Source organism: Bradyrhizobium viridifuturi (genome assembly GCF_001238275.1).
Classification (GTDB): Bacteria; Pseudomonadota; Alphaproteobacteria; order Rhizobiales; family Xanthobacteraceae; genus Bradyrhizobium; species Bradyrhizobium viridifuturi.
The window spans coordinates 91472-104804 of sequence record NZ_LGTB01000038.1 but is presented as its reverse complement, the minus strand read 5'-3'; the positions used below and the strand labels follow the sequence as shown (position 1 = coordinate 104804).

Annotated in this window: 12 protein-coding genes and 2 pseudogenes; 8 read left to right on the top strand and 6 right to left on the bottom strand. The window is 65.5% G+C overall.

Annotation, left to right across the window (positions count from 1 at the left end):
- Nucleotides 1-5 precede the first annotated feature (5 nt).
- Nucleotides 6-410, bottom strand: a complete 405-nt coding sequence (locus ALC15_RS30115; protein ID WP_050630430.1) for a hypothetical protein — start codon at nucleotides 408-410, stop codon at nucleotides 6-8.
- 75 nt (nucleotides 411-485) lie between these two features.
- Between ALC15_RS30115 and ALC15_RS30110 the strand changes: the two genes are divergently transcribed.
- Nucleotides 486-1106, top strand: coding sequence for a TetR/AcrR family transcriptional regulator (locus ALC15_RS30110; RefSeq protein WP_050630417.1), 621 nt, complete (start codon nucleotides 486-488; stop codon nucleotides 1104-1106).
- Nucleotides 1107-1275: 169 nt separating this feature from the next.
- Here the strand turns inward: ALC15_RS30110 and ALC15_RS30105 are convergent.
- A pseudogene (locus tag ALC15_RS30105) lies at nucleotides 1276-1676 on the bottom strand (DUF1330 domain-containing protein).
- Nucleotides 1677-1823: 147 nt separating this feature from the next.
- Between ALC15_RS30105 and ALC15_RS30100 the strand changes: the two are divergent.
- Both ALC15_RS30100 and ALC15_RS30095 read left to right on the top strand, forming a co-directional pair.
- Nucleotides 1824-2669, top strand: coding sequence for a hypothetical protein (locus ALC15_RS30100; RefSeq protein ID WP_050630429.1), 846 nt, complete (start codon nucleotides 1824-1826; stop codon nucleotides 2667-2669).
- A gap of 198 nt (nucleotides 2670-2867) precedes the next feature.
- Nucleotides 2868-3809, top strand: coding sequence for a DMT family transporter (locus tag ALC15_RS30095; RefSeq protein ID WP_050630415.1), 942 nt, complete (start codon nucleotides 2868-2870; stop codon nucleotides 3807-3809).
- Here ALC15_RS30095 and ALC15_RS30090 read toward each other — a convergent pair.
- A complete protein-coding gene (locus ALC15_RS30090) occupies nucleotides 3806-4801 on the bottom strand; it encodes a LysR family transcriptional regulator (protein ID WP_050630414.1) in 996 nt (331 codons plus the stop codon). The genes ALC15_RS30095 and ALC15_RS30090 overlap by 4 nt on opposite strands.
- Nucleotides 4802-4936: 135 nt before the next feature.
- Here ALC15_RS30090 and ALC15_RS30085 point away from each other — a divergent pair, with 135 nt between their 5' ends.
- Nucleotides 4937-5320, top strand: coding sequence for a nuclear transport factor 2 family protein (locus ALC15_RS30085; RefSeq protein WP_050630413.1), 384 nt, complete (start codon nucleotides 4937-4939; stop codon nucleotides 5318-5320).
- Nucleotides 5321-5409: 89 nt separating this feature from the next.
- Here the strand turns inward: ALC15_RS30085 and ALC15_RS30080 are convergent.
- Nucleotides 5410-7094, bottom strand: a pseudogene (locus ALC15_RS30080) (methyl-accepting chemotaxis protein).
- A gap of 279 nt (nucleotides 7095-7373) precedes the next feature.
- Between ALC15_RS30080 and ALC15_RS30075 the strand changes: the two are divergent.
- The 4 genes from ALC15_RS30075 to ALC15_RS30060 all read left to right on the top strand — a co-directional run bounded on the left by ALC15_RS30075 (nucleotide 7374) and on the right by ALC15_RS30060 (nucleotide 11895).
- Nucleotides 7374-8417 carry a C-terminal binding protein gene (locus ALC15_RS30075; RefSeq protein WP_050630412.1) on the top strand — a complete coding sequence of 348 codons (1044 nt, stop codon included), beginning with the start codon at nucleotides 7374-7376 and terminating at the stop codon, nucleotides 8415-8417.
- A 158-nt stretch (nucleotides 8418-8575) separates the two neighbouring features.
- Complete coding sequence (locus ALC15_RS30070) at nucleotides 8576-9922, top strand: ABC transporter substrate-binding protein (protein ID WP_050630411.1); 1347 nt, start codon at nucleotides 8576-8578, stop codon at nucleotides 9920-9922.
- A 223-nt stretch (nucleotides 9923-10145) separates the two neighbouring features.
- Nucleotides 10146-11009 (top strand): carbohydrate ABC transporter permease, encoded by an 864-nt coding sequence (locus ALC15_RS30065; protein ID WP_050630428.1) that lies wholly within the window; start codon nucleotides 10146-10148, stop codon nucleotides 11007-11009.
- Between the two features lie 43 nt (nucleotides 11010-11052).
- Nucleotides 11053-11895 (top strand): carbohydrate ABC transporter permease, encoded by an 843-nt coding sequence (locus ALC15_RS30060; RefSeq protein WP_371818069.1) that lies wholly within the window; start codon nucleotides 11053-11055, stop codon nucleotides 11893-11895.
- A gap of 165 nt (nucleotides 11896-12060) precedes the next feature.
- Here the strand turns inward: ALC15_RS30060 and tolA are convergent, their stop codons facing one another.
- Complete coding sequence (tolA, locus tag ALC15_RS30055; RefSeq protein ID WP_050630409.1) at nucleotides 12061-12882, bottom strand: cell envelope integrity protein TolA; 822 nt, start codon at nucleotides 12880-12882, stop codon at nucleotides 12061-12063.
- Between the two features lie 4 nt (nucleotides 12883-12886).
- Nucleotides 12887-13333, bottom strand: coding sequence for a TonB system transport protein ExbD (gene exbD, locus ALC15_RS30050; protein WP_050630408.1), 447 nt, complete (start codon nucleotides 13331-13333; stop codon nucleotides 12887-12889).

The following is a 13333-nucleotide window of genomic DNA, read 5'->3' as shown; positions in this document are numbered from 1 at the left end:
AGCGTTCAGGCGTAGCGCGCCGCGCCCATGCACAGCGCGGTGATCGCGAGCAGCCCGGCCGCGATGCGCTGGGCGACCGCGAGCCGCGAACGTGCGGCCGAGGTATCGGCAGCGCCATTGCGCAGCCGCCTGACAGCGCCGCCGCCGACGATGATCTGCACGGCGATCGCGGCCAGTGCGGCGATCGCGCCACCCGCCAGGATCTGCTCCGACAGCGCGAACGAGCCCTCATGGACCAGGCGCCACAGCGTGGCGCCGGTCACGATCGCGACCGTCGCCGCACCGATTTGCGGGCCCAGCAGCCTTTCGCCGCCGAGCCCGCCGGTGCGCGCCAAAGTGAAGCTGGAGCCGGCCCAAAACACCGATGACAGGACGTGGAGGGACAAGGCTATGATGAGGACGGTCTGCATGACGTTGCTCCAAATGGGCATTAGAAATTAGATATACATAATGTATATCCAATCTGACGAAAGCAAGGCAAACCGATGCCGCCGCGCAGCTATGTGAGCCCGGCGCGCAGCGCCGCCGCCGCCGAGACCCGCGAGCGCGTGATCGAGGCCGCCTCGCGCACGCTGCGCGAAGGCGAGAGCATTGCGCGCTTCTCGCTCGATACGGTGGCGAAGGCAGCCGGCGTGACGCGGCTGACGGTCTACAACCAGTTCGGCTCGCGGCGCGGACTGCTCGAGGCCGTGTTCGACGAGATCGCGCGCCACGGCGGCCTGCATCAGCTCGCCGATGCCATGACGACGGCCGATCCGCGCGCCGGCCTCGACCGCATGGTCGAGATCTTCTGCGGCTTCTGGAGCCGCGATTCCGCCGTCGGCCGGCTGCACGACGCGATGGCGACCGACCCCGAATTCGCCGAGGCGGTGCGCGAGCGCAACGAGCGCCGCCGCCGCGGCGTTGCCGGATTGGTCGACCGCATCGCGGCCAGGCAGGCATCGCCGCAGGCCCGCAAGGATGCGGTCGACCTGATCTTCGCGCTGACGAGCTATCCGACCTTCGCCTCGCTGAGCGCCGCCGGGCGGTCAAGAGATGAGGTCTGCCGAGTAGTGCAGGCCGCCTGCCACGCGGCGCTTGCAAATCTATCAGACCCGTCATCCTGAGGTGCGAGCGCTTGCGAGCCTCGAAGGATGAATCGGCCTCAGTCGGGCCGTCGCCCCTTCGTGGGCCGCTGAAGAAGCGGCCGCCTCCAGCGACAAAGGCGAAGCCTTTGCGCAGGGGTGACGGTGATACACCTGAATATGTGCCACGAAGGCCACGCTCTAGACCGCCTTACCCCGCCTTGAACTTGCTGTAGGCTCGCGCGTCGCGATGATGACGTGCTCCTCGCAGCCGTTGCGACGATGCGGGTCGCAGCGGGTCTCGTAGTCGGCCGAGGTCATCATGTCGATGAAAGCAGCAACGCTCGGGTAGTAGACCAGCGCGACATAGTCCCAGCGCTGGCCGGCCGGCTCGCCCAGCGCGACCGCCTCGGCGCTGCCGGTCCACAGCAGGGTGCCGCCGCGCGCCTTGATCATGGGAACGGTGAGCGCGCTGTAGCGCAGATAGGCATCCCAGCCCGAGCCGTCGCCGTCCAGCGACCGCTGGCGAAACCGCATCAGATTGACCATCACGACCGGAGCCTCTTGATCCAGCTCGCTCAGGCCTTTGACGTTCAGGAGATCGACACCCATCCACCAGCTCCTGCCCAGCTCCGCAATATTACGGGTCGCATCGGTTCAGCCACTTCGGTCCGGCCGCAACGATTATGTCACATCGAGGGACTACCCTGAAATGCTGGCAAGCCGTAAGCTCACCACCCGATGTCGGAGGTCAATGCCGTGATGACCCTTCCCGAACTTGCGGCCGACGCGCTCGGCAAATTCCTCGGCGAGTACATGCAACGCCGATTCGGCTCCTCGCAGACCCAGCTGGTCGAGATGGTGCCCTCGATCGCCCGGATCGCGATCGAATGCATCGGCAACAGCGACGCGCTCTACCACAATGTCGAGCACACCATGCTGGTGACGCTCGCCGGTCACGACATCCTGCGCGGCCGCGCGCTGCACTCGCACATGAGCGCCGAGGATTATGCTCACGTCATCATCGCCTGCCTGACCCATGATATCGGCTATGTGCGCGGGCTGTTCGATGCCGACGACCAGAGCGGCTATCTGGTTGCTGCCGACGGCCGCAAGGTGATCCTGCCGCGCGGCTCGTCGGATGCGGCGTTGATGTCCTATCACGTCGACCGTTCGAAGATCTTCGTGATGGAGCGGCTCAAGGGCGTCGCGCTGCTCGACAAGGAGCGCATTGCGCGCGCCATCGAGGGCACGCGCTTTCCGCAGAGCGCGCCGGACGGGAATGAAGAGTTCGGAGAGGAGGCCACCCTGCTGCGGGCCGCCGATCTGATCGGCCAGCTCGGCGATCCGCATTACATCCGCAAGGCCAACGCGCTGTACATCGAATTCGAGGAGGCCGGATTGAACCGCCAGCTCGGCTACGATTCGCCGGCCGATCTCGTCGACCTCTATCCCCGCTTCTACTGGGACAGCGTCGCGCCGCACGTGCAGAAGGCGATCCGCCACCTCAACATCACCTCCAGCGGGCGGCAATGGATCGCCAATCTCTACAGCAACGTGTTTCGCGCCGAGCGCGACATCTCGCTGTCGGGGCCGCAGAAATAGGTTGAAGGTCGCGCCGCACCAGGTCGTCATACCCTGCGAGGGCGGGGTATCCAGTACGCCGCGGCCTATCGATTGATCACCGATGCGTCCGGAATACTGGGTCACCCGTCTTCGCGAGTGATGACGCGGTGCGCATGGCTCCAATCCACTCTTTCGTCTTGTGGCGGCGGCGGATTCGGGCACAACATCCACCAGATAATGACCGCTTTGCCCGCACCTACCACAACCCCGCGCCGCTCCCCGCTGCACTGGCTCAACAACCAGCCCTATCTGCTGCTCAGCCTGACGTCGCTGTTCTGGGCCGCCAACATCGTGCTGGCGCGGCATGTCGGCAGCCACGTGCCGCCGGTCACCCTGACCACGATCCGCTGGTTCGGCGTGTTCCTGATGCTGTTGCCGTTCGCTTGGCCGCATCTGAAGCAGGACTGGCCGAAGCTGCGCAAGGCGCTGCCGCTGATGCTGCTGTTGTCCGCGGTAGGCTTCGCGTTCAACAACGCGATCTCCTACTGGGCGATGCAATACACCGAGGCGCTGAATGCGCTGCTGATTCAGTCGGCGGGGCCGCTGTTCGTGGCGCTGTGGTCGCTGGTCCTGTTCGGCGTGCGGCTGACGCCGGCGCAGCTTGCCGGCATCGCGATCTCGCTGGCCGGCGTGCTGACCATCATCCTGCGCGGCGATTTCTCGGCGCTCGCCAGCATCAGCTTCAACCGGGGCGACATCATGTTCGGCGCCTCGCTGGTATCGTTCGGCCTCTATTCGGCACTGATCCCGCGGCGGCCGAAAATCCATCAGCTCTCGCTGATCTCGTTCACCACCTGCTGTGGTGCGCTGATGCTGCTTCCGGTGGCTGTCTGGGAATTCGCCAATGGCGTGACGCTGAAGCTCGACGTCCTGACCTTTGCCACGCTGGGCTACACGCTGATCTTCCCGTCCACGCTGGCCTATCTGTTCTTCAACCGCGGCGTCGCGCTGATCGGCCCGAACCGCGCGGCGCCGTTCTTCCATCTGGTGCCGGTGTTCGGCTCGGCGATGGCGATCCTGCTGCTCGGCGAGACGCTGGCGCCGTTCCATTTGATCGGCTACGCGCTGGTGCTCGCCGGCGTCATCATCGCCTCGCGGCAGGGATCGGCGAAGACCTAGCGGCGCGCGGCCGTGGCTGCGATTGCTCGATGCCCTTTCAGCCTCCTGGCGGGAGCGTCAACCGGCAACGCTGTGCCTGGCTTCCTGCTCAGGCTGCCCGTAATGAAATCGATAAAGCTCCTCACTTTCGCCGGCACGTGGCTGCGCGAGGGATAGTAGACATAGAGCGGGAAACGCTCGTCGGGCCAGTCCGGAAACAGCTCGATCAACGCGCCGCTCTTCAGGTGATCGTCGAGTCCGATATCGATCACCTGCGCAATCCCGAAGCCGGCAAGGCAAGCGCCGAGCTTGGTTCCGGAATCAGTGACGGTGAGCCGCCCGTTGACCGCGACCGGCACGACCTCGCCGCCGCGCCGGAACTCCCAGTCGAAGGGACGCCCCGTCGCCGCGTCGATTGCGTGGATGCACTGATGGTCGCGGCCCGCCAGCTCGCGTGGATCGAGCGGCCGGCCGTGTCGTTCGAGATAGATCGGCGAGGCCACGGTGAGCACGCGCGCATCGAGCACGCGGCGCGCAATCAGCGCCGACGGCGCCGGCTCGCCGAAACGCACCGCCAGGTCGAAACCGTCGCTGACCAGATCCGCAATCCGGTCGCGGGTCTCGATACGCAGCTCCATGCCTGGATTCTGCAGCAGGAACTCGCTCAGCTTCGGTGACAGCACCATGCGGGAGAACAGCGGATCGACATTGACCCGCAGCTTGCCGCGGACCGCATCGCGCGACTTCGAGGTCTCCGCCGCCGCCTCGCCGATCCCGGCCAGATGTGCGGCAACCCGCTCGACCAACGCGCGTCCTTCCTCGGTGAGCTCGACGGCGCGACTCGTGCGGTGAACCAGCCGCGTGTCGAGGCGCGCCTCGAGCTTGGCGATCGCCTTGCTGACCCCGGATTGCGTCATGCCGAGCCGTTCGGCGGCGCGGCCAAAACTGCGCGCATCCGCCAGCGCCGCGAGGACCACCAGGCCGCCAACCAGCCGACCGTCAACTTCGTCCATGCCGATGCCTCTCAGTCATCCAAGAGATGACCGTCCAGTCGTAGCACTCCGCCACCATATCGACCACTGTCGACGCCGATCACCGGTCTGATCCGGTGCGGCCACCGCCACATCCTCGCCTAGGGAGAATTTGCAATGAGCGACATCGAGGCCATCGCATCCGCGATCGATGGATATTTCAACCTGATGTATGACGTCGACGACAGCCGGTTTCGCGACGTCTTCGCCGATGCCTCCATCGTGCACGGCATCCGGGATGGCAAGCACACGGTGCGGTCGGCCGCGGAATTCCGCGACTTCATCCAGAGCCGCCCTTCGCCGGCGTCGATGAAATCGCCGCGCGAGGACGCCATCATCAGCATCGACCAGACCGCGCCCGATCTGGCCATCGCCAAGGTCCGCATCAGGAACGGCCAGACCGGCTTCATCGACCATCTCGTATTTCATCGGATCGACGGCAGGTGGCTCATCACCACCAAGGCGTTTCACGTCGCGCAGGTCTTCCCGGCGGGGTCGTAGCGTTCCGCCGGCGCGCTCCGGGGCGCAAAACGCGAATGCCCGGGTCAACGGCCCGGGCATCGTGATGATGTCGATTGATCGCGCCGGCCTTACGCCGCACGGACCTTCTGCAGGAACTCGTCGACCGCCTTGCGCAGCATGCCGGACTGGGTGTCGAGCTCGCGTGCATTCGACAGCACATCGCCCGCGGCGGTGCCGGTGGCGGCGGCCGCGGTGGTGACGCCGCCGATATGGGCGGAGATCTCGCTCGAGCCGGCCGCGACCTGCTGGATGTTGCGCGCGATTTCGCGCGTCGCATCGCCCTGCTGGTCGATCGCAGTCGAGATCGACGCCGTGATCTCGCTCATCTGCGCGATGGTCGCGGTGATGCCGCCGATCGAGGTCACCGCCTCGCCGGTGGAGGCCTGCATCGCGGCGACCTGCGCCGAGATCTCTTCGGTCGCCTTCGCGGTCTGGTTGGCGAGCGCCTTCACCTCGGAGGCGACCACCGCGAAACCGCGGCCGGATTCGCCGGCGCGCGCCGCCTCGATGGTGGCGTTGAGTGCGAGCAGATTGGTCTGGGCCGCGATCGAATGGATCAGCTTGACCACCTCGCCGATCTTCTCGCGCCGGTGGAGAGCGCCTGCACGGTCGCGTTGGTGCGCTCGGCATCGGCGACCGCCTGGCTAGCGACCTCGCTGGAGCGCGCCACCTGGCGGGAGATTTCCGCAACCGAGCTAGAGAGCTCCTCGGCCGCCGCAGCGACGGTGCCGACATTGTTGGAGGCGCTGTCGGAGGCCGCACCGACGGTCGCCGCCCGCGCGCTGGCGTCGCTGGCCGTCGCGGTCATCGACTGCGCCGTGGTCTGCATGCCGGCGGCAGCGGAGGCCACCGTGCGGACGATGCCGTTCACGCTGCGCTCGAAATCGCTCGCGATATTCTCCATCGCATTGCGGCGCTCGGAGGCGGCGCGCGCCTGGGTCTCGGCCTCGGCCTGCTCGAGGCCCCGGATGCGGGTCGCATTGTCCTTGAAGATCTGCACGGTCGCCGCCATGCCGCCAACCTCGTCGCCGCGGCCGACGCCGGGAATGTCGCCGTCGAGCTTGCCGTCGGCGATGTCGCGCATGCGGCTGCCAAGCAGATTGAGCGGGCGGGAGATGCTGCGGCCGATCAGCCAGGCGACCGAACTCGAGATGATGCCGATGCCGATGATCGCGAGCCCGAGCAACCAGGCAATGGGGCGCAGCTTGGCGTCGATATCATCGAGATAGGCGCCGGTTCCGAGATACATGTCGAAGCCGGGGACCGCGACGGCGTAGCCGAGCTTCCGGATCGGCGTTTCCTGACCCGGCTTCACATAGTCATAGAACAGCAGGATATCGCCATTGGCCTTCACGCCGTTCATCAGCTCCCATGACAGCTTGCGGCCATTGGTCACGACCTCCATGCGGTTGGTTCCAACCTGCTTCGGATCGGGCGCCAGCACCGTGATGCCGTTGTAGTCGGTGCCGAACAGATAGCCGGCGCCGTTATCGTAGGTCATCGCGTTGCCGCGCTTGCCCAGCTCGGCGATTGCCGCCTCCTTGGTCATCTTTCCGGCGTCGACGTCCTTCTTCAGGCTCACCGCCATGTTCTTCGCCATCTCGACCATCGCCTTGGCCTGGTCGATGCGAGCATTTGTCATCTCACGCTGCATCAAATGACCGGCGAGAACGCCGGCCGTGCACAGACCAAGGAGGGTCACCCCCACCAGAATGCCGAGCTTGGGGGTGATCTTCAGATTTGACAGCTTCACGGGGATCTCCAGACGAGGCGGGGAACGCGACGCGATTGGCGGATTGATTCCGCTCACCGTAATGTGAGACCCTTTACCTGATGGTTACGGTGGTTCCCCGTAGTAGCCCGGAGAATCGGGCCACGGACCAACCGGCAATTGTGGAGAGGACCACCCAGCTCGCGTACAAGTAGGGGAAAGCGGCGAAGCGAGCCGCGCTCGGAGAAGCAAGAAGACCAAGAAGCAAACCCAGCAAGAAGCAACAATCAAGAACAGAAGACCTCACATCGGGAGCAGACAATGTCGAAATTCAGGGTGGTGACGCCGAAGGGCGCAAGCTTCACGGTCGCCGGCGGCGGCTATGATTATGAGCGCGAGGCGCTCGACCCGGTCGGCGCCGAGATCGTCGAGGCGCCGGCCAACGAGGCCGAATTCATCGCCGCGGCAAGGACCGCGGACGCAATCTACGCCAAGGGCATGCCGATCACCAAGGCTGTGATCGACGCGCTCGAGAACTGCAAGGTGATCACGCTCGGCAGCGTCGGCGTCGACTCCGTCGACGTGAAGGCCGCGACCGCGCGCGGCATCCCGGTCACCAACATCCCCGACACCTTTATCGAGGAGGTTGCCGACCACGCCATGATGCTGCTGCTCGCGGGCTTCCGCCGCCTGATCGATCAGGACAAGATGGTGCGTACCGGCCGCTGGGCCGAGGGCCGCCCGGCCCTCTTGAAGATTCCGCGGCTGATGGGCCAGACCCTCGGCTTCATCTCGTTCGGCCGCGTCGCCCGCGCGGTGGCGAAGCGCGCGGCGCCGTTCGGCCTTCGGATGATGGCCTACGATCCGTTCATCCAGGAAACGCTGATGTACGACCACGGCGTGATCCCCTCGACGCTGTCGGAGGTGTTGTCGCAGTCGGACTTCGTCTCGATGCACGCCCCGGCGCGTCCCGAAGTGCACCACATGCTGACCGAGAAGCATTTTCGCCAGATGAAAAAATCGGCGATCTTCATCAACACCGGCCGCGGCGCCACCGTCGACGAGGAATCGCTGATCAAGGCGTTGCAGGAGGGCTGGATCGCCCACGCCGCGCTCGACGTGCTGGAGAAGGAGCCGCCGTCGCACAACAATCCGATGCTCGGGATGGACAATGTTACCTTGACCGCCCACGTCGCCTCGGCATCGGCACGTTTTGACGAGGCGCGCAAGCGTCGGGTGGGCTACGAATTGTCACTAGTGCTGCAAGGCATGTGGCCGGTAAGCTGCGTCAACCCGTCGGTGCTGCAAAACACCGCGCTGCGCCGCTGGCAGCCCGTCAGCATGGATCGCGGTCCGAACAGCTGAGACGGGACTACGCTTGCCGCGCGCGCGGTCGCCCGGTGCGGGCGCTTCGCGCGGCGGCGTGCCGAGACCACAAGACCCTTCACCGGCGGCCAACGCCGGGAAGAACAAGAACAACGAAACAACAACAACGAAACAATAACAACGGGAGTGCGAACGACATGAAGTACGAGATCACGCGTCGCGATGCGCTGGCGCTGGGGGCGTCCGCGGCGGCACTGGCCGTCACCGGCGCTGCGGCGCAGGATGCTTCGAAGGTCAAGGCTGCCGACGTGGCCGCGCCGTCGCTGCCGATCGAGAAGGGTGCGACCTTGCGCATGCTGCGGCCGGTGCGCTTCGTGCAGGCCGACGAGGACGTGTTCCGCGCCAATGCCAAGCGCTTCACCGACAAGACCGGCGTCGAGGTCAAGGTCGACTTCGTCGGCTGGGAAGACATCAATCAGCAGACCGCAGTGACCTCGAACTCCGGCGCGGGCCCGGACATCATCATCGGCTTTGGCGACGCGCCGCACATCTATATCGACAAGCTGATCGAACTGACCGACGTCGCCGATTATCTCGACAAGCGCTACGGCGGATGGCTCGCGCTGGCAAAACGCTACGGCATGCGCTCGAAGTCGAAGAGCTGGATCGGCCTGCCGTTCGGCGCCTCGGGCGGCCCGCTGGTCTACCGCAAGTCGCTGGTCAACGCGGCGGGCTTCGACAAGGTACCGGAAGACCACGCCGGTATCCTCGAACTCTGCAAGAAACTGAAGGCGGCTGGCAAGCCCGCAGGCTTTGCGCTCGGCAACGCGGTCGGCGACGGCAACGGCTTCGCCAACTGGCTGCTGTGGTCGCACAACGCCGCGCTGCTGGATGAGGAAGGCAACATCATCATCAACAGCAAGGAGACGATCGCCGCGCTGAAATACCTGAAGGAGCTCTATCCGACCTTCATCGCCGGCACGCCGTCCTGGAACGACGTCTCCAACAACCGCGCCTACTCGTCGCAGGAAATCGGCCTGACCGCCAACGGCGTCTCGCTGTACTTCTCGCTGAAGAACGATCCCGCCACCAAGGCGGTGGCCGACGACACCGAACATCAGTTCCTGCCCAAGGGACTGGCGTCGACCTCGCCGATGTCGGGCCTTACGCTGAACGCGATGGCCTTCAAGCACAGCCCCTATCCCAACGCGGCGAAGGCATTCCTGCAGTTCATGCTCGAGAAGGAGCAGTACGAGCCGTGGCTCAATGCCAACTCCGGCTACTGGTCGCAGCCGCTCGCGGCCTATGCCGATGCCGCGGTGTGGTCGGGCGATCCCAAGGTCGCGATCTTCAAGGACACCATGAAGAGCCCGTATTACAATGGCTACAGGGGGCCGATCTCGACCGCGACCGGCGCCGTCAACGCCGACTATGTACTGGTGCAGATGTGCGCTTCCGTCGCAACCGATGCGGCAACGCCCGAGGCTGCCGCCGCGGAAGCCGAGCAGCGCGCCAAGCGGTACTTCCGGCGGCAGGGCCGGTAACGGCGCCATTGAACTGCGAAACCTGGTTCAACCGTCATTGCGAGCGAAGCGAAGCAATCCATAGCGCCACAAAGGAGAAATGGATTGCTTCGTCGCTTCGCTCCTCGCAATGACGACAAGACGAGCATTCAATGTCCGTAACCACCTTCCCTTCACGCGGCGCCGCACTTCGCCAGCCCGGCTGCTCGCGCGCCTGTTCGACTACAAGCCGTTCCTGATCGTGATGTGCCTGGCGCCAGCGATCGGCCTGCTGCTGGTGTTCCTCACCTATCCGCTGGGCCTCGGCATCTGGCTCGCCTTCACCGACACCACGATCGGCCAGCGCGGCATCTATATCGGGCTCGAGAACTTCCAGTACCTGCTCAAGGATCCCTTGTGGTGGAACGCGGTGTTCTACTCGATCTTCTACACCGCGGTCGCGACCTTCGGAAAGTTCGCGCTCGGCTTCTGGCTGGCGCTCCTGCTCAACAACCATTTCCCGTTCAAGAGCCTGATCCGCGCCATCGTGCTGCTGCCGTGGATCGTGCCGACAGTGCTGTCCGCGCTCGCATTCTGGTGGATCTACGATCCGCAGTTCTCGATCATCTCCTATCTCCTGGTCGACGTGCTGCACCTGCGCGACAGCAATGTCGACTTCCTCGGCTCGCCCTGGCCGGCGCGGTTCTCGCTGATCGCGGCCAATATCTGGCGCGGCATCCCGTTCGTCGCGATCTCGCTGCTGGCCGGGCTGCAAACCATCTCGCCCTCGCTCTATGAGGCGGCGATGCTCGACGGCGCCACCTCCTGGCAGCGCTTCCGCTACATCACCTTCCCGATGATGATGCCGATCCTAGCGATCGTGATGACGTTCTCGATCATCTTCACCTTCACCGACTTCCAGCTCGTCTACGCCATCACCCGCGGCGGCCCGGTCAACTCGACCCATCTGCTCGCGACCTTGGCGTTCCAGCGCGGCATCGCCGGCGGCGAGCTCGGTGAGGGCGCCGCGATCGCGGTGTCGATGATCCCGTTCCTGGTGTTCGCAACGTTGTTCAGCTACTTCGGCCTCGCCCGCCGCAAATGGCAGCAGGGAGAAGCCAATGACTGACGTTGCAGCGCAATCCAACGTCGCTAGCGCCACACCCGACACCATGGCGTGGGACAGCCGCGCCCGGCGCGTGGTGATGATCTATCTGCCGCTCGCCTGCTTCATCCTGATCCTGTTGTTCCCGTTCTACTGGATGGCGATCACCTCGTTCAAACCGAACGCGGAGCTGCTGAACTACAAGGAGCACAATCCGTTCTGGATCACTTCGCCGACGCTTGCGCATGTCAAGCATCTCTTGTTCGACACGTCGTATCCGCGCTGGCTGAAGACCACCATGCTGGTCGCGATCGGCTCGACCTTCCTGTCGCTGTTCGCCTCGACGCTCGCCGCCTACGCGATCGAGCGGCTGCGCTTCCGCGGCAGCCCCTATGTCGGCCTCGGCATCTACCTCGCCTATCTGGTGCCGCCGTCGATCCTGTTCATTCCGCTCGCCACCGTGATCGTGCAGTTCGGCCTGTTCGATTCCCCCCTGGCGCTGATCCTGGTCTATCCGACCTTCCTGGTGCCGTTCTGCACCTGGCTCTTGATCGGCTACTTCAAGTCGATCCCCTATGAGCTCGAGGAATGCGCGCTGGTCGACGGCGCGACGCGGCTGCAGATCCTGTGGCGGATCACGCTGCCGCTCGCGGTGCCCGGCCTGATCTCGGCCGGCATCTTCTCCTTCACGCTGTCCTGGAACGAGTTCATCTACGCGCTCGCCTTCATCCAGAGCGGCGCCAACAAGACGGTGCCGGTCGCGATCCTGACCGAGCTGGTCACCGGCGATGTCTACCAATGGGGCGCGCTGATGGCGGGCTCCCTGCTCGGCTCGCTGCCGGTCGCGCTGTTCTACTCGCTGTTCGTCGACTATTACGTGTCGTCGCTGACCGGCGCGGTGAAGGAGTAGCGCGGATATCTTGCTTGAAGCAGACTCAACCTATCCCCGTCACCCTGAGGAGCGCGAAGCGCGTCTCGAAGGGTCGACGGCCTCCAGCGGTGGCCGTGCATCCTTCGAGGCTCGCTCCGCTCGCACCTCAGGATGACGGGGATAGGCTGCTGAACCTGCTCTCCTTTACCGCGGCACGAATGCGACCGGCACGGAAAAGCCCATCGAGCCCTGCATGACCTCGGAAGGAAACGCCGGAAACGGCTGGGCCTGGCGCACCATCGCCAGCGCCCGCGCGTCGAAGGTCGGATTGCCGGAGGAGCCGCCGAGATGGCTCGACAGCACATGCCCGCCGCGGCCGAGCGTGAACACCAGGCGGACCACGCCGCGCTGGCCATTGCCGCCGGCCGGATAGGAATGGAAGCGCAACAGATGCGCGCGGACACGTGCGTTGTAGGCCGCGATCGCCGATGCCGCGGCACCCGCGCTGATCGCGGACGCCGCTGGCGCCTGACGTTCGGCGCGGCTCGGCGCACTGGTGCGTGGCGCCGGCGTCGCCTTGGGCGGCTTCTTCGCGTCCCGGCGCACCACCTTCGGCTTGACAGGCTCCGCCTTGTGCTCAGGCATGACCTTGGTGGGCTCGGGTTTCGGCGGCGTGACCTGCGGCCTCTGCTCCGGCGGCGCGGCGACCGCAGCCTCCTCCAGCAACGGCGTCGGCGCGATTTCCTCGTGCACGGCCTGCGCGGCGGCAGGTTCGGGCGGCGCGGCATCGGCCTCCTGCATCGCCGGGCCCGGCGGCAGCTCGGTCTGCGAAATCTCCGGCGCTGACGTGATCGGCGTCAGGTCGACCAGCACCGCCGGCACCGCGACACCCGGCGGGGGCGCCGAGACCCAGCTCATGCCGAGCGCGATCATCGCAGCGTGCGCCGCCAGGATCGCGGCCGCCGACAGGCCCCAGCGCTTTAGCCAGATGTCACCGCGGGACTCATGCAGCACATAGGCATTCATCGAACTAGCTGCGTCCGTCGAGGCCGACCAGCGCGACCTTGAGGTACCCGGCGTTGCGCAGCAGGTTCATCACCTCCATCAGATCGCCATAGCTGACCGCCTTGTCGGCGCGCAGGAAGATGCGTTCGTCCTTCCTGCCCTGCGTGGCGCCGTCGAGCGCCGACGTCAGGGTCTCGCGCGCGATGACGGCCTCGCCGACCGCAACCGACAGATCCGGCTTCACGGTGACGAACACCGGCTTGTCGGGCCGCGGTTGCGGCTCGGCAGTCGAGGCCGGCAGATCGACGCCGAGGTCGACGGTGGCGAGCGGCGCCGCCACCATGAAGATGATCAGCAGCACCAGCATCACGTCGATGAACGGCGTGACGTTGATCTCATGCGCCTCGACCAGGTCGTCGTCGCCGCGACGCCGGCTACCGAACGCACCGCCAGTGCCAAGCTTGACGCCCAT